The organism is Agromyces aerolatus (genome assembly GCF_031432255.1).
In the GTDB taxonomy this organism is placed as follows: Bacteria; Actinomycetota; Actinomycetes; order Actinomycetales; family Microbacteriaceae; genus Agromyces.
Map to the genome: position 1 here is coordinate 1 of NZ_JAVKGQ010000010.1, position 20,608 is coordinate 20,608.

14 protein-coding genes and 2 pseudogenes are annotated in these 20,608 nt (G+C 73.1%); 6 read left to right on the forward strand and 10 right to left on the reverse strand.

Going from position 1 to position 20,608, the window contains the following annotated elements; genetic code table 11:
• Nucleotides 1-373: pseudogene (locus tag RH864_RS12875) on the reverse strand (hypothetical protein); the annotation flags it as partial.
• On the opposite strand from RH864_RS12875, the gene RH864_RS12880 reads away from it, so the two are divergent.
• A complete protein-coding gene (locus RH864_RS12880) occupies nt 372-632 on the forward strand; it encodes a hypothetical protein (protein ID WP_310517961.1) in 261 nt (86 codons plus the stop codon). The pseudogene RH864_RS12875 and the gene RH864_RS12880 sit on opposite strands and share 2 nt — an antisense overlap.
• Nucleotides 633-717: 85 nt before the next feature.
• On the opposite strand, the gene lepA is transcribed toward RH864_RS12880, so the two are convergent.
• Nucleotides 718-2,574 (reverse strand): translation elongation factor 4, encoded by a 1,857-nt coding sequence (gene lepA / locus RH864_RS12885; protein WP_310517962.1) that lies wholly within the window; start codon nt 2,572-2,574, stop codon nt 718-720.
• 159 nt (nt 2,575-2,733) lie between these two features.
• Between lepA and RH864_RS12890 the strand changes: the two genes are divergently transcribed.
• From RH864_RS12890 to rpsT, 4 genes are all read left to right on the forward strand, one after another.
• Nucleotides 2,734-3,939 (forward strand): sensor histidine kinase, encoded by a 1,206-nt coding sequence (locus RH864_RS12890; RefSeq protein ID WP_310517963.1) that lies wholly within the window; start codon nt 2,734-2,736, stop codon nt 3,937-3,939.
• A gap of 16 nt (nt 3,940-3,955) precedes the next feature.
• Nucleotides 3,956-4,579, forward strand: a complete 624-nt coding sequence (locus RH864_RS12895) for a response regulator transcription factor (RefSeq protein WP_310517964.1) — start codon at nt 3,956-3,958, stop codon at nt 4,577-4,579.
• Between the two features lie 2 nt (nt 4,580-4,581).
• Complete coding sequence (locus tag RH864_RS12900) at nt 4,582-5,343, forward strand: alpha/beta fold hydrolase (RefSeq protein ID WP_310517965.1); 762 nt, start codon at nt 4,582-4,584, stop codon at nt 5,341-5,343.
• A 176-nt stretch (nt 5,344-5,519) separates the two neighbouring features.
• A complete protein-coding gene (gene rpsT / locus RH864_RS12905) occupies nt 5,520-5,780 on the forward strand; it encodes a 30S ribosomal protein S20 (RefSeq protein WP_310517966.1) in 261 nt (86 codons plus the stop codon).
• Between the two features lie 571 nt (nt 5,781-6,351).
• Here the strand turns inward: rpsT and holA are convergent.
• From holA to RH864_RS12925, 4 genes and pseudogenes are all read right to left on the reverse strand, one after another.
• A complete protein-coding gene (gene holA, locus RH864_RS12910) occupies nt 6,352-7,374 on the reverse strand; it encodes a DNA polymerase III subunit delta (RefSeq protein ID WP_310517967.1) in 1,023 nt (340 codons plus the stop codon).
• Nucleotides 7,375-7,441: 67 nt separating this feature from the next.
• Complete coding sequence (locus RH864_RS12915) at nt 7,442-8,884, reverse strand: ComEC/Rec2 family competence protein (protein WP_310518066.1); 1,443 nt, start codon at nt 8,882-8,884, stop codon at nt 7,442-7,444.
• 39 nt (nt 8,885-8,923) lie between these two features.
• Nucleotides 8,924-10,371, reverse strand: a pseudogene (locus tag RH864_RS12920) (ComEC/Rec2 family competence protein); the annotation flags it as partial.
• Nucleotides 10,372-10,715: 344 nt separating this feature from the next.
• Nucleotides 10,716-11,396: a ComEA family DNA-binding protein gene (locus tag RH864_RS12925; RefSeq protein ID WP_310517968.1), complete on the reverse strand. Its 681-nt coding sequence runs from the start codon at nt 11,394-11,396 to the stop codon at nt 10,716-10,718.
• A 183-nt stretch (nt 11,397-11,579) separates the two neighbouring features.
• Here RH864_RS12925 and RH864_RS12930 point away from each other — a divergent pair, with 183 nt between their 5' ends.
• Nucleotides 11,580-12,461 carry a formylglycine-generating enzyme family protein gene (locus RH864_RS12930; protein WP_310517969.1) on the forward strand — a complete coding sequence of 294 codons (882 nt, stop codon included), beginning with the start codon at nt 11,580-11,582 and terminating at the stop codon, nt 12,459-12,461.
• Between the two features lie 93 nt (nt 12,462-12,554).
• On the opposite strand, the gene leuS is transcribed toward RH864_RS12930, so the two are convergent.
• The 4 genes from leuS to cydD form a co-directional block, all read right to left on the reverse strand.
• A complete protein-coding gene (gene leuS, locus RH864_RS12935; protein ID WP_310517970.1) occupies nt 12,555-15,131 on the reverse strand; it encodes a leucine--tRNA ligase in 2,577 nt (858 codons plus the stop codon).
• A 127-nt stretch (nt 15,132-15,258) separates the two neighbouring features.
• Nucleotides 15,259-16,782 (reverse strand): anthranilate synthase component I family protein, encoded by a 1,524-nt coding sequence (locus tag RH864_RS12940; protein WP_310517971.1) that lies wholly within the window; start codon nt 16,780-16,782, stop codon nt 15,259-15,261.
• A 183-nt stretch (nt 16,783-16,965) separates the two neighbouring features.
• Nucleotides 16,966-18,891, reverse strand: coding sequence for a thiol reductant ABC exporter subunit CydC (gene cydC / locus RH864_RS12945; protein ID WP_310517972.1), 1,926 nt, complete (start codon nt 18,889-18,891; stop codon nt 16,966-16,968).
• A complete protein-coding gene (cydD, locus tag RH864_RS12950; protein WP_310517973.1) occupies nt 18,884-20,596 on the reverse strand; it encodes a thiol reductant ABC exporter subunit CydD in 1,713 nt (570 codons plus the stop codon). The genes cydC and cydD overlap by 8 nt, the downstream gene beginning before the upstream one ends.
• Nucleotides 20,597-20,608 lie beyond the last annotated feature (12 nt).

The window sequence follows — 20,608 nt, forward strand, 5'->3', positions numbered from 1 at the left end:
ACGCGCCGCCGGTCGCGGCTTCGATCAACCGGACCGGGCTGGCATGCCCGTGCTGTTTCGCCAACCCGCCCGCACCGAACTCCGGCACCGACCGCCGAGCCACCTCGGCACTGGCATGCGCGAGGAACGCATCCACCATCCGCTTGACCTGCCCCGCCCGCTCGATCACCCGCACCAACCCCGGACCACTCAACTCCTCGAACCCCAGACCCCCACCACTCCCACCCGCGCCGGCCACACCAACGGCGTCAACGCGCACACCACCGACCGCCGCACCACCAGCTGCCGCATCGAACGCGGGCAGCGCCGCCGCCCACTCGGCGGCGAGCTCAGCCACCTTGGCATGAAGCCGGTCGAGCGGGGAGGTCGTCATGCGCACCAGTATCCACGCACCCACCGACATCGCGTCGTTCGCGCCCGCGGTGCCGGCGGGATCGATGAAGCCCGGCTACTACGACGTCCGCCCCACGGTCACGTTCGAGGCGGCCTACCGGTTCGACGGCTCCGGCTGGACCACCGTGGGCGAGCTCGACGTCGCCGCCGCCCCGACCCGGGTCCGCGTCGTCACCGTCGAGACCCGCCTCACCCGCGGCTCATGCCTCGACTACCCCGACGACCCCGGCTGCCGTTGACCCGACCATCGACGAACCGACCATCGACGAACCGACCACCGACAAACCGATCATCGAGAGAGTTCCGGCACCCGATGTCCGCGCGCTACTTCTTCGCGTCCTTCTTCTCGACGTCGCCCGAGAGCGCCGCGATGAACGCCTCCTGGGGCACCTCGACGCGGCCGACCATCTTCATGCGCTTCTTGCCCTCTTTCTGCTTCTCGAGGAGCTTGCGCTTGCGGGTGATGTCGCCGCCGTAGCACTTCGCGAGCACGTCCTTGCGGATCGCGCGGATCGACTCGCGCGCGATGATGCGCGCGCCGATCGCGGCCTGGATCGGCACCTCGAACTGCTGGCGCGGGATGAGCTCGCGGAGCCGGCCGGTCATGAGCACGCCGTAGGCGTAGGCCTTGTCGCGGTGCACGATGGCGCTGAACGCGTCGACCTGCTCGCCCTGAAGCAGGATGTCGACCTTCACGAGGTCGGCGGCCTGGTCGCCGACGGGCTCGTAGTCGAGCGACGCATACCCCGCCGTCTTCGACTTCAGCTGGTCGAAGAAGTCGAACACGATCTCGCCGAGCGGGATCTGGTACCGGATCTCGACCCGGTCCTCACCGAGGTAGTCCATGCCCATGAGGCTGCCGCGGCGTGACTGGCAGAGCTCCATGATGGTGCCCACGTAGTCCTTCGGCGCGAGGATCGCGGCCTTCACCATGGGCTCGCGCACCTCGGCGATCTTCGCGCCCGTCGGGAACTCGCTCGGGTTGGTCACCGTCACGGTCTTCTTGTCTTCGGTCGTGACCTCGTAGACGACGGACGGCGCGGTCGCGATGATGTCGAGCCCGAACTCGCGGCGCAGCCGCTCGGTCACGATCTCGAGGTGCAGCAGCCCGAGGAATCCGGCCCGGAAGCCGAAGCCGAGCGCGACCGAGGTCTCAGGCTCGTAGACGAGCGCCGCGTCGGAGAGCTTCAGCTTGTCGAGCGCCTCGCGGAGGATCGGGTAGTCGCTGCCGTCGATCGGGTACAGGCCCGAGAACACCATCGGCAGCGGCTCGGTGTAGCCGGCCAGCGGTTCCGTCGCCGACTTCACCGCGGTGGTCACGGTGTCGCCGACCTTCGACTGGCGCACATCCTTCACGCCCGTGATGAGGTAGCCGACCTCGCCGACGCCGAGCCCCTTCGTGGGCGTCGGCTCGGGCGCGCTCACACCGATCTCGAGGATCTCGTGCGTCGCCTTCGTCGACATCATCTGGATCCGCTCGCGCGGGTTCAGCTGCCCGTCGACCATGCGGACGTATGTCACCACGCCGCGGTAGCTGTCGTACACGGAGTCGAAGATCATGGCCCGCGCCGGAGCATCCGCATCGCCCACCGGAGCCGGGATGCGCTCGACGACGCGATCAAGCAGGTCCTCGACGCCGAGCCCCGTCTTGCCCGAGACCTTCAGCACGTCGTCGGGCGACCCGCCGATGAGGTCGGCGAGCTCGCGCGCGTACTTGTCGGGGTCCGCGGCCGGCAGGTCGATCTTGTTCAGCACGGGGATGATCTCGAGGTCGTTCTCGAGCGCGAGATACAGGTTCGCGAGCGTCTGCGCCTCGATGCCCTGCGCCGCGTCGACGAGCAGGATCGCGCCCTCGCACGCCGCGAGGGAGCGCGACACCTCGTAGCTGAAGTCCACGTGGCCCGGCGTGTCGATCATGTTCAGCGCGAACGACCGGTCGCCCGCCTGCCACGGCATGCGCACCGCCTGGCTCTTGATCGTGATGCCGCGCTCACGCTCGATATCCATGCGATCGAGGTACTGGGCGCGCATGTCGCGGTCGGCGACCACGCCTGTGATCTGCAGCATGCGGTCGGCGAGCGTCGACTTGCCGTGGTCGATGTGCGCGATGATGCAGAAGTTGCGGATCAGCGCGGGATCGGTGGCGGCGGGCACCGGCGGGTTGGCGGCTCTCGGAGACATCCTGACGATTCTCCCATGATCGGGCGCACCCGCCCGACTGGTCGCGCGGGTCGCGCGAGCCGCGCGACGGCGTGACGCGAACGGATGCCTCCGCGCCCGCGCGATTCCGCCGTTCGATGGATGCCCCGGTCAGGGGCCGGGGCTACGCTGTGGAGCACCATGACCGTGCTCGAGGCCCCGGCCGGTGCCGTCGCACCCTCCGCACTGCGGCCGGTGTTCACCGCCCTCCGTGCCGGCCTCCACCTGCTCGTCGTCGGGCTCGCGCTGTTCGTCGTGGTGCGGGCGCTCCTCGCCGACGGACCGGTCGAGGTGCCGGTCACCGTGCTGACCCTCCTCTTCCTGGTCTGGTACGGCGCCGGGATCGCGGCCTCGCACCGGCACTTCCCCACCTGGCCGCGCGTGCTCTGGCTCGTCGGCCTGCTCGTGCTCTGGATCGCGCTCAGCGCGCTCACCCCGGACGCGGCGTTCCTCGCCTTCCCGCTGTTCTTCCTCGAGCTGCACATCCTGCCGCCCGCGATCGCGGTGCCGCTCGTCGTGATCACGTTCGGCCTGTCGGTGTGGGGAACGACCGTGCACCTCGGATTCGAGGTCGGCAGCGTGCTCGGGCCGCTCATCGCCGCCGGGGTCGCGATCGTGATCGGGCTCGGCTACCACCAGATGGCGCGCGAGACACGGGAACGGCAGGCGCTGATCCTCGACCTGCTGACGACGCGCGAGGAGCTCGCCGCGGCGAGCCGCGAGGCCGGATCGCTCGCCGAGCGCGAGCGGCTCGCGCGAGAGATCCACGACACCGTCGCGCAGGGGCTGTCGAGCATCCAGATGCTTCTGCACGCCGCCGAACGCGAGGTCGACGACGCCCGCACCCGCGACCGGCTCCAGTTGGCCCGCGAGACCGCGGCCGAGAACCTCGCCGAGGCCCGGCGGTTCATCCGGGAGCTCACGCCGCCCGCGCTCGAGGACCGCACGCTCGCCGCCGCGCTCAGCCGGCTCGCGGCGGCGACGTCCGAGCAGGCCGCGCAGTCCGGCCGGGCGACCGACGTGCACTTCACCGTGAGCGGCGAGGCCACCTCACTGCCCATGGCGCTCGAATCGACACTGTTGCGCGTCGCGCAGGCCTCGCTCGCCAACGTCGTCCAGCATGCGGATGCGTCACGGGCCGACCTCACGCTCACCTACCTCGGCGACGAGGTCGCGCTCGACGTGGTCGACGACGGTCGCGGGTACACGCCTGGGCCCGGAACCGGTTTCGGGTTGACGGCGATCCGGCAGCGCGTCGAGCGGCTCGGCGGGCGTGCGATCGTCGAGTCGACGCCCGGCGACGGCACGGCGGTCTCGGTTCGACTTCCCACGGAAGGGCTCGCATGATGCGCGGGATGCTGACATGATCCGGGTCCTCCTCGCCGACGACCATCCCGTCGTCCGCGCCGGCATCCGGGCCCTGCTCGACGCCGAACCCGACCTGCTCGTCGCCGAGGAGGCCGGCACCGCGGCCGAGGCCGTGGAGCTCGCCGTCACGCGCGACGTCGACCTCGTGCTCATGGATCTGCAGTTCCCCGGCGAGCTGCAGGGCGCCGAGGCCACACGCCGCATCCGGGCGAGCGTGGGCGCGCCGCAGGTGCTCGTGCTCACGAACTACGACACCGACGCCGACATCCTGGGCGCGATCGAGGCCGGCGCGAGCGGGTACCTGCTGAAGGATGCCCCGCCCACCGAGCTCGTCGCCGCCGTGCGCGCCGCGGCCGCCGGTGAGACCGCGCTCGCGCCGACGGTCTCGTCCCGGCTGAGCGCCGCGCGAAGCGCGGACCACCAACTCACCGTGCGTGAGGCCGAGGTGCTCACCCTGGTCGCCGCGGGCCGTTCGAATCGGGACATCGGCCGCAGCCTGTTCCTCAGCGAGGCCACGGTGAAGTCGCATCTCGTGCACATCTTCGCGAAGCTCCGCGTGGGCTCGCGGACCGCTGCGGTCGCGAGGGCCCGCGAGCTCGGCCAGATCCGAGGAGCGTGAGCATGCCCAGGGCCCGCGTCGTACTGCTGCACGGCATCCGCACATCGGCCACGATGTGGCGGAACCAGTTGCTGCCGCTCGCCGCACACGACGTCGAGGTGCACGCGGTCGACCTGCCGGCGCACGGCGCCCGCATCGGCGAGCCGTTCTCGCTCGAAGCGACGTTCGACGCGATCGAGTCGGCGCTCAACCCCGGCGGCGGGTCGCCCGAGGACCCGCCCCGGCTGCTGGTCGGGTTGAGCCTCGGCGGCTACCTCGCGATCGAATACGCCGCGCGGCGCCCGCAGAGCCTCGACGGCCTCGTGGCGGCGTCGTGCAGCACGCGCCCGCGGGGCGTGGCGCTTCGTGGGTACCAGCGGCTCGCGGCCGCGATCGCGCATCTCCCCGACCGCGGCCGGGGCCTGAACGACACGATGGCGAGATGGTTCCTCTCCGCCAGCGCGGTGGAGGATGTCATCGCGGGCGGCGTCGCACTCGATGTCATGGCGCCCGCGGTCGGGGCGGTCGGCGAGCTCGACATCGAGGCGGCCCTGGGCCGCATCGAGTGCCCGGTCTGGCTCGTCAACGGGCGGTTCGACCACTTCAGGCTCGAAGAGCGACGGATGCTCCGGGCCGCCCGCGACGCGCGACTGATCGTGATCCCGGGCGCCACGCACCTGGTCAGCCTGTCGCAGCCCGAGGCGTTCACCGCGGCCGTGCTCGGCGCCGTCGCCGAGCTCGACCACCGCCGCGCCGTCAGGCGGCGCGAGCTCCGCCGTGCCTGACCACGGTTCGCCGCCGGCCCGCCGCCCCGCCCGCTCGCGCATTGGAACCGACCTCGCGAAACTGGTATCGTTCTTTGTTGGCTTGCGCGCGGGTCCCACCCCGCGCGATCGTCGGCCACGAGCCCCTCTACTCGTGACGGCATTCACTCACCCGCACCGAAACGAAAGAACACCACGTGGCAAACATCAAGTCGCAGATCAAGCGCATCCGCACCAACCGCAAGGCCGAGGAGCGCAACAAGGCCGTCAAGAGCGAGCTGAAGACCGTCGTCCGCGCCGCCCGCGAGGCGATCGCCGCCGGCGACAAGGACAAGGCCACCGCCGCCGTGCGGGTCGCGTCGCGCAAGCTCGACAAGGCCGTCTCCAAGGGCGTCATCCACCAGAACCAGGCCGCGAACCGCAAGTCGGCCATCGCGAAGCAGGCCGCCGCGCTCTGACGCACGGCACCGCCTGAACGGCCCCGGAACCCGCCCAGCGGGTCCGGGGCCGTTCTGCATTCCCGGGCGCGACCGCGCGCCTGGGCGTTCGCGCCCCCGGTGTGCCGGTGTGCGGCTGAGGACCGTGTGCGTGAGGGGCGACCCCTGGTGAGCCGCGACCGTGCTGCAGGCCACTGGTGTGTTGGAGGTCGATTTGTGTGTTGGAGGTCGGTTCTTCCCGCACTCCAACACACAAATGGACCTCCAACGCGAGAAACAGCAGCGCGGCAGCGCGGGAGCGGCAGCGCGGCGGCGCGCGGGCGAGCGGCGGGTCAGCGCGAGAGCACGGCGGCGCGCGGGTGAGCCGCGAGGGGACGAGAGACGACCGACGCGCGGGCGACCCCTGAGTGTGTTGGAGGTCGGTTTGTGTGTTGGAGGTCGGTTCTTCCCGCACTCCAACACACAAATGGACCTCCAACGCGAAGGCGCGGCGGGTAGGAGGGGCGCGGGAGCGCGGGGTACTGCAGGGCGCCCGGGGCGGGCGGTGCGGAGCGGGCGGTGCAGGGCGCGGCGTCGTCGGCGGCGGGGGTCCTCAGCGACCGCGGTCGGCGATGAGCACGACGAGGCGTTCGAGCGCGAAGACCGGGTCGCGCTCGGCGCCCTTGACGGCGGCGTCGGTCGCGGCGAGGGCCTCGATCACCCTGGCGAGGCCGGCGTCCTCCCAGCCGGCGAGGTCGCGGCGCGCGCGGTCCACCTGCCAGGGCGCGAGGCCGAGGCTCGAGGCGAGCTGGCCCGACGAGCCGCGGGCGCCGGAGACCTTCGCCATCGTGCGGATCTTCACCGCGAACGCGCCCACCATGGGAACGGGGTCGGCGCCCGACTCGAGCGCCTGCCGGAGGGCGATCAGTGCTTCGCCCTGACGGCCGGCGATCGCCGCGTCGGCGACCGCGAACGCGGTGGTCTCGACGCGCCCCCCGTAGTACTTCGCGACCGTGCGCTCGTCGATGTCGCCCGGCGCGTCGGCGATCAGCTGGCGGCACGCGGCCGAGAGCTCGGCGAGGTCGTCGCTGAACGCGGCGACGAGCGCGCGAAGTGCGGCGGGCGCGATGCGCCGGCCGGCCGCGCGGAACTCGGCGGCTGCGAAGTCCTGCTTCTCGGAGTCCTTCTTCAGCTCGGCGCAGACGATCTCGATGGCGTCTCCCCCGCCGGCGCGGATCGCCTCGAGCAGCTTCTTGCCGCGCACACCGCCACGATGGCGCAGCACGAGCGTGGTCGACTCGGCGGTGGCCTCCAGATAGTCCAGCGCGTCGAGCAGGAAGTCATCACTGGACTTCTCGACCGCCGAGACCCTGATGAGCCGGGGCTCGCCGAACAGCGAGGGGCTCGCGAGCGTGAGCAGCTCGCCCCGGCGGTACCCGTCGGCTTCGAGGTCGCTCACCTCGAGCGCGGGGTCTTCGGAGCGAAGGAAGTCACGGAGCATCGTGATCGCGCGCTCCGCCAGCACCTGCTCGGGCCCGGACACGAGCACGACGGGCGCAGGCCGCACCTGGTTCCAGCCGAGCTGCGGGATCGCCGCCTTGCGCTTCGCCGTCGCGCCGCCCCCGCGTGCTGCCACTGCTGCCTCCGTTCGCCGAGGCTCAAGTCTACGGTCGACCCCTGACGTGCCATCGCGCCCGCGCGGGCTATCCGCGGCCCGTCGCGGTGTCAAGGGCCCCCGGCCGATTCGAGACGCCCCGCACGCGCCGGATAGGACTGAAGAGCACCACCGCACGACGGGCCGTGAGGCCAGGAACGGAGCCACCATGACGACGAGTGCCGACACGATCAACGTGACCACGATCCCGCAGGTGCCCGACCTCGGTGCGTGGGATCACCCGAGCCTCGGCCGCGCCCGCGGGGCGACCATCGAGGCGGTCCGCGCCGACACCTACCGGATCACGCTCGGCGACTCGGTCATGGGCTACGTGCGACACACGAGCGAGGGGTGGGCGCGCGCGACCGAACCCGGCCGGGGGCCGTCGCGCGACACCGCTTCGGGCTCCAGGTCCGGAACCCACGCAGCGCGCAGCTTCGCCGGAGTCGTGCGCGACCTCGTCGCCGATCGCGAGACTCGGCGCACGGCCGCCTGACCGCGGGCCCGCGCGGGGAGCGCACGGACGGCGCTCCGAGCGCCCGCGCCTCCGGCGGAGCCGCTCCCGCCCCCGCGCCTCCGGCGGAGCCCGCTCCGTCCAGACCCGGAACCCGGCGTCCTCGACCGGGGCACGATCGACCGGCCCCTCGTCCAACGGGGCCTCCTCCACCGAGAGCACGGCCGTGCCCGAGTCATCCGTGCGCACCACCGCCGTGTGCTGCGCCGCGAGCATGTCGAGCAGGGAGCCGGTCGGATGCCCGTAGCCGTTGCCCGCCCCGACGCCGATGATGCCGACGGTCGCGCCGAGCTCCGCGTAGAGCGCGGCGCTCTGATCCGCAGACCCGTGGTGGGCGACCTTCACAAGGTCGACCCGCCCCGGGCGGGCATCGGCCAGCACGTGAGCCTGCGCGGCTTCGCCGAGGTCTCCGAGAAACACGCCACGGAACTCGGCTGCCTGAAGGTCGAGCACGACGCTCGCGTCGTTGCCGGGAGCCTGACCGGCGGGCGGCCACATCACGTCCCATTCCGCTTCGCCGAGCCGCCCACGCACCCCCTCGACCACCTCGTGCGCCACCGCACCGCCGTCGGCGAGGAGCCGCAGCGGGCCCGCTGAGCGGTCGCCGTCGAGCGGTCCGTGGATGACCGTGGCGACCCGACCGGCCACCGCGGCCACCGCGGCCACGTGATCGGCATCCCAGTGCGTGAGCACGAGGAGGTCGATGTGCTCGACCCCCACGAGTCCGAGGCAGCGCTCGAGCGCGGCCTCGTCGGGCCCCGTGTCGATGAGCGCCACCGCATCACCGTCGCGCACGAGCACCGCATCGCCCTGACCGACGTCGCACGCGACCACGATCCAGTCGCCCGGGAGCCCGGCACGGCGGAGCGCAGGCCCGCCGACGGATAGGCCCAGGGGCACCGCGATCGACACCACCAGGGCGCCGGCCACACCGCGGACGATCCAACGCGGACGCCGCCGTGCGAGGACCAGCCACACGCCCGCCGCCGTGCCCGCCGCGAGCAGCAGCGCGCCGCTCGCACCGGCGAGCCACGGGAGTCGCGCCGCAGGCAGTGCGGCGACGCCGTGCGCGACGAGCGCGATCCAGGTGGCCGGCACCGCCGCGAGCTGAACCGCGGCCGCGCCGACCGACGGCAGCAGCGGGAGCAGCAGGCAGCCCGCGAGTCCGACCATGGTCGCGACCGGCGCGGCCGGTCCGGCGAGCAGGTTCGCCACGACCCCGTAGGTCGCGATCGCCGGATCGAGCAGGATCAGCACGGGCTGGCACGCCAGCTGCGCGGCCGACGGCACCGCGATCGCGAGCGCGAGCCACCGGGGCATGATGCGCGCGAGCCGCGCACCGATGGGCGCCGCGAGCAGCAGCAGCCCGGCCGTCGCACACACCGAGAGCGCGAACCCGTAGTCCCGCGCGTACCAGGGATCGATGGTCAGGAGCACGATGACGGCGAGCGAGAGGGCCGCGACTCCCCGGCACGCACGACGCTCGATTCGGGCGTGACGAGCAGTACGAACCCGCCGAGCGCCGCGAGCGCGGCGAGCACGCGGACGGTCCGCGGCGCGCCGCACGCCGCGGCGAGGGCGAAGGCGAGCGCGGTCACGATGGCGCAGTTGGCGCCGGACACCGCCGTGAGGTGCGTGAGCGACGCGATCTTCAGGTCGGCGTCCAGCTGGGCGCCGACCGCGCTGGTGTCGCCGATCGCGAGCCCGGGCACGAGCGCACCGCCGTCGCCGCCGAGGCGGGCCGCAGCGGTCGCGAATCCCGCGCGAAGGTCCGCGGCCCACGCGAACGGACCGGCGGGCGGGGTCACCGTGACCTCACCCGCGGGGCGGAGCCGGTACGCCGCGGCCTCAGCGGCGGGTGCCGCATCGACGCGGGCCGAGAACGCCGCACTCGCGCCGAACACGAGTCCGGGATGCGCAGGGCCCACCACGCTCACGGGAACCCTCGTCGCGTGCTCGCCGTCCACCCCGACGAGGCTCGCGCGGTACCTGACGAGCGGCCGGCCGGCTGCCGCCCAGTGTGCGGCCGCGTTCGCGGCGAGTTCGCGTGGCGCACTCGTCAGCTCGACGACCACGTCGGCCTCACGCGCGGATGCAGCCGCTGCACGCAGCGGTGAGGCCGCACGTGCGTCGGCGGCCACCGCAGCCGACTGCGCCACGAGCGCGGCGGCCGCAGCGGCGAGCAGCGCGGCGGCGACGAGCTCGCGCCCGAGCGGCCACCGCGCATCCCAGTGTGCACCCCGCTGGGCACCCCACCGATCACCCCGCCGCGCACTCGAGTGTGCACCCCGCCCGAGCGACACGACCGCCACGAGCGCCACCGCGAGTCCGGCCGCGACCGCCCACGCGACCAGCGCCGGAACCCACGCCGGGATCCCGATGTCGGGTGCGGCCACCGCCGTCCACGCGGCGACCCACGTGATGCACGCGGGCGCGAGCAGCCGCAGGTCTTTCACCCGCGTCATCCGACGATCACCCGGCCGGCGAGCCCGGCGAACGTGGCGTCACCGATGCCCGCGCCCTCGCACAGCTGGGCAACGCACGCGGGCGCGCGCAGCCGCACGTCCTTCGCCCGCGTCATCCGACGGTCACCAGATCGGCGAGCCCGGCGAACGCGGCGTCGCCCATGCCCGCGACCTCGCGCAGCTGGTCGACGCACGCAGGCGCGCGCAGCCGCACGTCCTTCGCCCGCGTCATCCGACCGTCACCCGATCGGCGAGCCCGGCGAACGCGGCGTCGCCCATGCCCGCGACCTCGCGCAACTGGGCAACGCACGCGGGCGCGCGCAGCCGCAGGTCTTTCGCCCGCGTCATCCGACGGTCACCAGATCGGCGAGCCCGGCGAACGTAGCGTCGCCGATGCCCGCGACCTCGCGCAGCTGGTCGACGCTCGTGAACGGGCCGTTCGCCTCACGCCAGTCGAGAATCCGCTGGGCGAGCGCGGGACCGATGCGCGGCAGCGTGTCGAGGTCCTCGAGCGTCGCCGCGTTCAGGCGTATGAGTCCGTCGGCGGCCGCTCCCCCTCCACCGCCGGTCGCGCCCGCGCCCGCGCCGTCGGGCGCGGCCGGCGCCTCGCCCACAGCCGGGACCGTGAGCTGTTCACCGTCGGCGACCGTCCGTGCCAGGTTCACACCCGAGGGATTGGCGCCTGCGGCGAGCCCGCCGGCCGCTGCGATCGCGTCGACGACCCGCGCCCCCTCGGACAACTCGACGAGGCCTGGTTTCGCGACGGCGCCGAGCACGTGGACGAGCAGGCCGCCGCGCGAGGCATCCGGACCTGTCGTGGCGCCGGGCGAGCCCGGCTCGGCCCGGGCCGACGGAGCGCCGATCAGCCGGCCCTGCTCGCCGCCCGTGGAGGAGAGCACCGCCGCGACCGCGACGGCGATCAGGAAGCACACGATCGCCGCGCCGACCGCGACCCGTGTGCCGCGCGGCGCCCGACGCGCCGCCGGGCTCAGCTGCTCCAGCGGATCGGTCTCGTCATCGTGCATGCCGGGACCGTAGCCCCGGCGCGGGCCGGCCCGAGCACGTCGCGGTCGTCCTGTGGATCGATCACGGCACGGCTCCGCCTGTCGAGGGCGAGTGGCCGCGCCGCAGCCGGGCCCCCAGTCCCCCGATCAGGCGCCCGGGGACGGCGCCGGCGTGCAGAATGGCATCGTGAATATCGAGGTGCCATGATCGCCATCCCGGGCGGGATCCTGCGCATCGGATCCGACGAGTACTACCCCGAGGAGGGACCCGTCACCGAGCGCATGATCGACGCGTTCGAGCTCGACGAGCGACCCGTGACCAACACCGACTTCGCGCGGTTCGTCGAGGCGACCGGCTATCTGACCGTGGCCGAGCGCCCACTCGGTCCGGCCGACTATCCCGGCCTCGACGCGACGCTCCTCGCCCCCGGCGGGCTCGTGTTCACGCCGACCGCCGGCCCGGTCGACCTGCGTGAGTGGCGGCAGTGGTGGCGGTGGCAGCCCGGAGCCTCCTGGCGGACGCCGTTCGGACCGGGCTCGACGATCGAGGACCGCCCGGAGCATCCGGTCGTCCAGGTCGCGTTCGAGGATGCGACCGCCTACGCCGCATGGGCCGGGAAACGGCTGCCGACCGAGGCGGAATGGGAGTGGGCCGCGCGCGGCGGGCTCGTCGGCGCGCGCTACGCCTGGGGCGACGAGCTGCATCCCGACGGCCGCCTGATGGCGAACACCTGGCAGGGCGCGTTCCCCTATCGCAACGACGGCGCCGAGGGCTGGGCGGGCACGAGCCCGGTCGGCTCATTCCCGCCGAACGGGTACGGGCTGTCCGACATGATCGGCAACGTCTGGGAGTGGACGTCCGACCTCTGGACCCCTCGGCACACGACCGGACCGGGGCTCGACGCCGGAGCCCGCCCGAACCTCCTCACACCCGCGCAGGCCTCACCCGCGACCGCACGGCGAACCACGAAGGGCGGATCGCACCTGTGCGCGCCCGAGTACTGCGTGCGCTATCGCCCGGCCGCGCGCAGCTCGCAGACCGAGGACTCGGCGACCACGCACCTCGGCTTCCGCTGCGCGCGCTGACCGGCACCGCTCAGCCCCGCACAGCGCGCACCGCTCAGCGCCGCGCACCGCTCAGCCCCGCACAGCGCGCACCGCCCAGCCCCGCGCAACCGCTCAGCCCCGCGTGGCGATGTTCACGAGCTTCGGCGCACGCACGATCACGTTCACGATCTCGCGCTCGCCCACCGCGCGCGCGACGCCCGCCGACGCCCGCGCCAGCTGCTCGAGCTCGTCGGTGCCGATCTTCGGCGACACCACGAGCCGGTCGCGCACCTTGCCGTCGACCTGCACGATCGCCGTGACCTGCTCCTCGACGAGGAGCGCACGGTCGGCCTTCCGCCAGGGCACGAGCGCCACGGTCGGCTCGTACCCGAGCCGCTGCCACATGTCCTCGGCGGTGTACGGCGCGAACAGGTCGAGGATGACCGCGGTCACCTCTGCGGCCTCGCGCACCGCCGCGTCGCCGGCACCCGGGCCGGAGTCGATCGCCTTGCGCGTCGCGTTCACGAGCTCCATGAGGCGCGCGACCACGACATTGAACTTGTAGGACTCGACCAGCCCCGGGGCATCCGCCAGCAGCCGGTGCGTGACGCGCCGGAGCGCCTGATCGCCCGTCTTCCACTCGACGTCGGGCGAGGACGTCACCTCACCCGAGATGCGCCAGGCACGCGCCAGGAACTTCGCGGCGCCGACCGGCGAGACATCCGCCCAGTCGATGTCGTCTTCGGGCGGGCCCGCGAAGGCCATGGTGACCCGGAGCGCGTCGGCGCCGTGCGCCGTCAGCTCGCTCGCGAACTCGACCAGGTTGCCCTTGGACTTCGACATCTTCGCGCCGTCCATGATGACCATGCCCTGGTTCAGCAGCGACGTGAACGGCTCGGTGAAGCTCAGGTAGCCGAGGTCGAACAGCACCTTCGTCACGAACCGGGCGTACAGCAGGTGCAGGATCGCGTGCTCGACGCCGCCGACGTACTGGTCGACGGGCATCCACTTCTCGGCTTCGGCGACGTCGAACGGCTTGTCGTCGTCGGTCGGGTTCAGGAACCGCAGCGGGTACCACGAGCTGTCGACGAACGTGTCCATGGTGTCGGAGTCGCGCTTGGCCGCGCCGCCGCAGTTCGGGCAGGCGACGTTCACCCAGTCCTCGGCCGCACCCAGCGGGCTCGCGCCCTTCGGCTTGAGGTCGAGGCCGGCCGCGTCGGGCAGCCGCACGGGCAGCTCCGACTCGGGCACGGGCACCTCGCCGCACTCGGCGCAGTGGATGATCGGGATCGGCGTGCCCCAGTAGCGCTGCCTGGAGATCAGCCAGTCGCGCAGCCGGAAATTCTTCGCCGCGCGGCCGAGCCCGCGCTCCTCGAGCACCTCGATGGCCCGGCGGATCGCGTTCGACTTCGAGAGCCCGTCGAGCGGGCCGGAGTTGATGAGGCGGCCCTCGCCGGTGAGCGCGTGCCCGGTCGAGGCGGGGTCGAGCGGCGGCAGGTCCTCCGGAAGCATGGGCTCGCCGTGCTCGTCGAGCGGGATCACGGGGATCACGCCAGTGACGGGCTGGTTGGTGTCGACGACGACGCGCACGGGCAGCCCGAACGCGCGTGCGAAGTCGAGGTCGCGCTGGTCGTGCGCGGGCACGGCCATGATCGCGCCGTGGCCGTAGTCGGCGAGCACGTAGTCGGCGGCCCAGATCGGCAGTCGCTCGCCATTGATCGGGTTGATCGCGTAGCGCTCGAGGAAGATGCCGGTCTTCGGCCGCTCGGTCGAGAGCCGGTCGATGTCGCTTTCGGCGCGCACCGACGCGAGGTAGTCCTCGAACCGTGCCTGCACCTCGGACGAGGCGCCGGCGACGAGCTCGGCAGCCAGCTCGGAGTCGGGCGCGACGACCATGAACGTCGCGCCGTAGAGCGTGTCGGGTCGCGTCGTGAACACGGGCACGGATGCCTCGCGCCCCTCGATCGCGAACTCGACGTCGGCGCCCGCTGAACGGCCGATCCAGTTGCGCTGCATGGTCACGACCTTCGTCGGCCACGCGCCCTCGAGCTGCTTGAGGTCGTCGAGCAGGCGGTCGGCGTAGTCGGTCACGCGGAAGTACCACTGCGTGAGCGCCTTCTTCGTCACGACCGCGCCGCAGCGCTCGCAGTGCCCGTCGATGACCTGCTCGTTCGCGAGCACGGTCTGGTCGACGGGGCACCAGTTCACCTGGCCGTCCTTGCGGTACGCGATGCCCTGCTCGTACATCTTCAGGAACAGCCACTGGTTCCACTTGTAGTACTCGGGGTCGCTCGTGTGCAGCTCGCGGCTCCAGTCGAAGCTCGGCGCGTACTGCCGGAACGAGCGCTTCTGCTGCTCGATGTTCGCGTAGGTCCACTCGCGCGGGTCGATGCCGCGCTTGATGGCCGCGTTCTCAGCGGGCAGGCCGAAGGAGTCCCAGCCGACGGGGTGCAGCACGTCGAAGCCCTGGTGGCGCCAGTAGCGCGCGACGGTGTCGCCGTACCCGAACGCCTCGGCGTGGCCCATGTGCAGGTCGCCCGACGGGTACGGGAACATGTCGAGGATGTACTTGCGCGGCTTCGTGTCGCCCGGCCTGCCGGCCTTGAACGGCTCGAGCTCGTCCCACACCGGAAGCCACTTCGCCTGGATGGCGGCGAAGTCGTAAGCGCCCGGGTCGGCGTGCTGCGCGGAATCCTGCTGATCGGCCACGTGACTCACAATCGTGTGTTCGCTGCTCGGCCGGGAAGGGGGCACCGGCCGTGAATCGTGGGCACGCCGAAGACGTGGGACGCACCCGAGCCCCAAGCCTATGCGATCTGGAGGGGCCGCCCGCCACTCAGGCGGGCGGGGCCAGGACCGCGAGCAGGGCGCGTGCCTTGATCCGCGTCTCTTCGATCTCGTCGTCGATGTCGGACAGCGCCGTGATCCCGCCGCCGGTCCCGACCGACGCGCCGCGCGGCGTGAGCACGATCGAGCGGATCACCATGGCGAGGTCGGCGCTGCCGTCGACCGCGAGACTGCCGAACACGCCCGAGTAGACGCCTCGCGGCCCCCGCTCCAGGTCGTGCAGGATCCGCATGGCGCTCTCCTTCGGCGCGCCGGTCATCGACCCGGCGGGGAAGGCGGCCGCCAGCGCGTCGACCGCGGTGAGGCCCGCTCGCAGTCGTGCGGCGACGGTCGACACGAGCTGGTGCACGTGCGGGTACGACTCGGTGACGAGCAGATCCGGCACGTGGACGCTGCCGAGCTCCGCGATGCGCGAGACGTCGTTGCGCATGAGGTCGACGATCATGAGGTTCTCGGCGCGCTCCTTCTCACTCGCCTCGAGCTCGCGGCGGAGGCGTTCGTCGTCCGCCGGCGTCGCGCCGCGCGGTCGGGTGCCCTTCATCGGCCGGGTCGACACCCGCCCGTCGGGCTCGACGAGCAGGAACTGCTCGGGCGACGCCGAGAGCAGCGCCGTGTCGCCGAACCGCAGATAGCCGCCGTGGTGGGTCGGGCTCGACCTGCGGAGTCGCAGGTAGGTCTCGAGCGGGTCCGGGTGCGCGCCGACATCGACCCGGTTCGTGAGGCACAGCTGGTACGCGTCGCCCCGCGCGATCGCGGCCTGGCAGGCCGCGATCATCGATGCGTACGCGTCAGGGCCGTGTCGCCATCGTGGCGCGGGCGGGTCGGCGGCGACGGATGCCTCGGCGGCAGTCGGCCCGACGGCGGATGCCTCGTCAACGGATGCCTCGGCGGCACGCGCTTCGCCGCGGATCGGGTCTCCGGATGCCTCGTCGAGTGCCTCGATCGCCGCTGCCGTCTGCACCGCCCACGCGTCGCCGTCCTGCGAGCCGAGCCACTCCAACCGGACCGTCCGTCGTGCATGATCGAACACGATCCCCCGGTCCGCGAAGAGCCAGGCCGCCTCCGGCGTGCCATCCGTGGCGACGGGCACGCCGAGCCGTCGGGCCCCGAACTCGTACCCGAACCACCCCAGCCACCCGAGCATGGTCGTGTGTGCGGCCTCGCCGGACTCGCCCCGGACGCCGTCTCCGAAATGTCGGACGTCTCGCGCGACACGCCGGTCCCCGGCCTGTTCTGACGGCGTGTCGTGCGAGGCATCCGACATTCGGGACGTGGCCGTCTCGCGGCGCAGCGCGTCGCGGAGCTCGCCGAGGACGGCGTCGGGGTCGTCGTCCGAGCCGGCGACGACGATCCGGCTCGTGTCGTGCGCGATCGCGATGACGCTCCGGCCGGACGTCGCGTCGATGCCGCCGTCGAGCCAGACGGCGGTCGTGGCCTCGGTCGCGAGCGCGATGAACACCCGCTCGGGGTCGTGCCAGCCGTCGAGCACGCGAACGGCGACGTGGCGAGGCATCCTCTCAGCGTAGAGCCCGCGCCCCGCGCCTCTCCGCTGGTCGAATAGCGAGCGAGGAACGAGCACGCGTATCGAGACCCGGTGACCCGGCCTCGAGAGCGGCTCACCAGGGTCTCGATACGCGTCGCCACTCCGTGTCGGCGCTACTCGACCAACGGGCGGCCTCGCCACCCCGTGTCGGCGCTATCCGAGCGACCGTGCGGACGTCGATGGTTCTCGCGAGACCGCCGGGAGGTCGATGACGCGGTCGATGCCGGGCGGCGGCTGCTCGGTGTGCATGATGAGCAGCACCGCGCGGTCGCCAGCGGCGGCGAGCAGGTCGTCGAGGAGGCGACCGGCGGTCGCCGGGTCGACGTTTGCGGTCGGCTCGTCGAGCACGATCACCGGGAAGTCGGCGAGCATGGCCCGCGCGAGCGCGATCCGCTGCGCCTGGCCGCCCGAGACGAGCGTGCCGCGCTCCCCGACGCGCACGTCGAGCCCGCCGCGCTCGCGCACCCACTCGGCGAGGCCGACCCGGTCGAGCACCGCGAGCAGTTCGTCGTCGGTCGCGGTGTCGCGTGCGAACAGCAGGTTCTGCCGGACGTCCTCGTCGAACAGCCATGGCCGCTGTTCGACGAGCCCGACCGCGCGACGCACGGCCGACGGGTCGAGCTCACGCACCTCCACCCCGCCGAGGCGGTACGAGCCCTCATACTCGAGGAACCGTACGAGCGCGTGCGCGAGCGTCGTCTTGCCGGACCCGGACGGCCCGCGGAGCAGCACCCGCTCCCCCGGCGCCAGGTCGAGATCCACCGGGTGCTCGAGACCGGCCGGCTCGGGCTGCCCCGGCACCACTGGCCAGTGCGCACGCACACCGCGCAATTCGATCGCGAGGCGGTCGCCGTCCGACGGCGGCGGGCCGCCCCGACCACCCGGAGCCGGTGCCGTGTCGCCCCGGCCGAGGTCGCGCGCGCCGGACGTGACTACCGGGCGGGCGCCGCGTCGCCCCTGAGCCGCCGCCGCCGTCGCATCGTCGAGACGATGCGCGGCCGACGCGGGCTGCGGCACGCCCGCGGGTGGCGTCTCGGGCACGGCGGTCGCGATGCGCTCGGCGCTCACGCGGGCGGTACGCCAGGCGCCGACGGCGACGGGCAGCGCGGCGGCGACCTCGGCGATCGCGAGCGGCACGAGGCAGAGCACGGCGAACGCCGGGCCGTCGATCGACCCGTCGGTCAGGCGCGGGAGGCCGCCGCCGATGCTCGCGAGGGCGGCCAATCCGCCGAGTGCGGCCATGATCGCCGCTGACGCGCCGGCCGCTGCGGCCTGCACCCGGGTCGCGCGCGCGAGCCGGGCGCCGAGCCGCTCGATGCGGGCCCGGCTCGCGGCGGCGGCGTCGAAGGCCACGAGCGTGTCGAGCGCGGCGACGTGTTCGACGATCGCGGCCTGCAGCTCTCCGCGGAGCGGCGCGATGAGGCGGATGCCTCGGGCCGATGCCGCACGTTCGGCGAGGACGGCCGCGGTGACGCCGACGACCAGGCACCCGAGCAGGGCGAAGCCCGACCCCGGTGCGAGCCACATGACGCCGGCGACGGCCGCGATCAGCACGAGCACGGCACTGACCGCGGGCTGCACGGCCCTGAGCGTCACGAACTGCAGATCGTCGACGTCGCCCACGAAGCGCGACAGCAGATCGCCGCGCCGCAGCACGCCGAGTCCGTCGGGAGCCGACGGCAGCATCCGCTCGTAGATCCCCGTGCGAATCGCGCCGAGCTGCCGGAATGCGGCGTCGTGCCCCGTGAGCCGTTCGAGATACCGGAACGTCGCACGGCTGAGCGCGAACGCGCGAACGCCGACGACCGCCATCGACAGGAACAGGATCGGCGGCTGCTCGGCCGCGCGCGTGATGAGCCACGCCGAGGCCGCGAGCAGCGCGACGCTCGAGCCGGCCGAACCGATGCCCAGCAGGATCGCCGGCCACAGCCGTCGCACCGGCGGGATCGCCTCCCGCAGCACCCGCCGCGTCTGCCCGGCTGCCGGGCGCGGCTCGGGGCCAACCGAGCGGCGCTCGCCGACCCCGCGGCCGGGATCGCCGGGAGTGTCGGCCCGCGCGGCGCTTCGGTGGTCAGACATCGACCGTCACCTCCGCCCCGATCGGGACGACGCGGTCGGCGGCGCTCACGAACGCCGGACGGTGGGTGGCGACGAGCACGGCACGGCCGGCGTCGGCGAGCTCGCGAAGCCCTTCGGCGAGCTCTGCCTCGCGGCCGGCGTCGAGCGCCGAGCTCGGTTCATCGAGCACGAGCAGGGTGAGGTCGCGCGCGAGCACGCGGTGGATGGCTCGGGCGACGGCGACGCGCTGGGTCTGGCCACCCGACAGGCCGCTCCCTCCCGCGCCGAGCGCCGTGCCGGGGTCGACGTCGAGGGCGGCGAGCCGCAGGGCCTCGGTGAGCAGGCCCGCGGGCGCGTGCTCGTCACCCAGCCGCACGTTCTCGGCGACCGTTCCGGCCACGAGCGCCGGCGACTGCGCCGACCAGCCGAGCGCGCGGTGCCCGGCACGATCCACGCCGTCGAGCTCGATGCTCCCGGTGGCCTCGGCGAATCCGAGGAGTGCCGCGAACACGGTCGACTTCCCCGCTCCGCTCGGCCCCACGAGCGCAATGACCTCACCCGGTTCGACCCGGAACGACAGCCCGTCGACGACCGGTCGATCGCCGCGCCGGACCGAGAGCCCGTCGACGACGAGCCCCGTCCGCGGACGTGCGGCCACGCCCGAGGCATCCGCCCGCCCGTCGCCACGCGACCCGCCCGAGACATCCGCCCGCCCATCGCCGCGCGACCCGCCCGAGACATCCGCCTGCCCATCGCCGCGCCATCTCTCGCGACCGCCCCCGGTCGCGGCCAGCAGATCGAGCGCGTCGCCCGACGCGGTCACACCGCCGGCCGCCGAGTGGAACGCGGCGCCTACATTGCGCAGCGGCACGAAGACCTCGGGCGCGAGAATGAGCACGAACAGGCCGATCGCGAGCGTGAGCCCGCCCTCGACGAGCCTGAGCCCGATCGACACCGCCACGAGCGCGACCGACAGGCTCGCCGCGAGCTCGAGCGCGAAGCCCGACAGGAACGTCACGCGCAGCACCTTCATGGTCTGCCGCCGGTAGTCGTCGGTCACGGCGCGGATGCGCGCGGACTGCCGCCGCTCCCGTCCGAACACCATGAGCGTCGAGAGCCCGCCGAGCAGTTCGAGGAACGCCTTCGAGAGCGCCGTGAGGCTGTTCCATTGCCGGCGCTGCACGGCCTGGGTCGCGAGCCCGATGAGGATCATGAAGATCGGGATCAGCGGCAGCACGATGACGAACGTGATGCCCGACAGCCAGTCGGCGCGCCACGCCGCGAAGATCAGCAGCGGCGTCGCGATGCCCGTGAGCACGAGCTGCGGCAGGTACCGGCCGAAGTACTCGTCGAGCGCGTCGAGCCCAGGGCCGAGCAGGGTCGCGATGCGCGCCGACGGGAAGCCGGCCACCCCGCCCGGCCGGCGCTCGAGGGCGGCGAGCAGATCCGCGCGGAACTCGTGCTTCACGCGCTGCGCCCCGGCCGAGGACGCGGCGTCCCACGCCCACGCCGCGGCGCCGCGTACGACCACGGCCGCGGCGACGAGCCCCGCGTTCGCGGCCGCCGTCGACACCTCGCCCGCGACGAGCCCGGCGACCAGCGACGCGAGCCCCCACGCGAACGCGATCGTTGCGAGCGACTGCACGAGCGCGAGCGCCGCGCCGATGCCGAGGAACATCCGGGCGCCGCTGGAGCGCCGGACGAGCCTCGGATCGAGCGGTTTCACTTCACGACACCC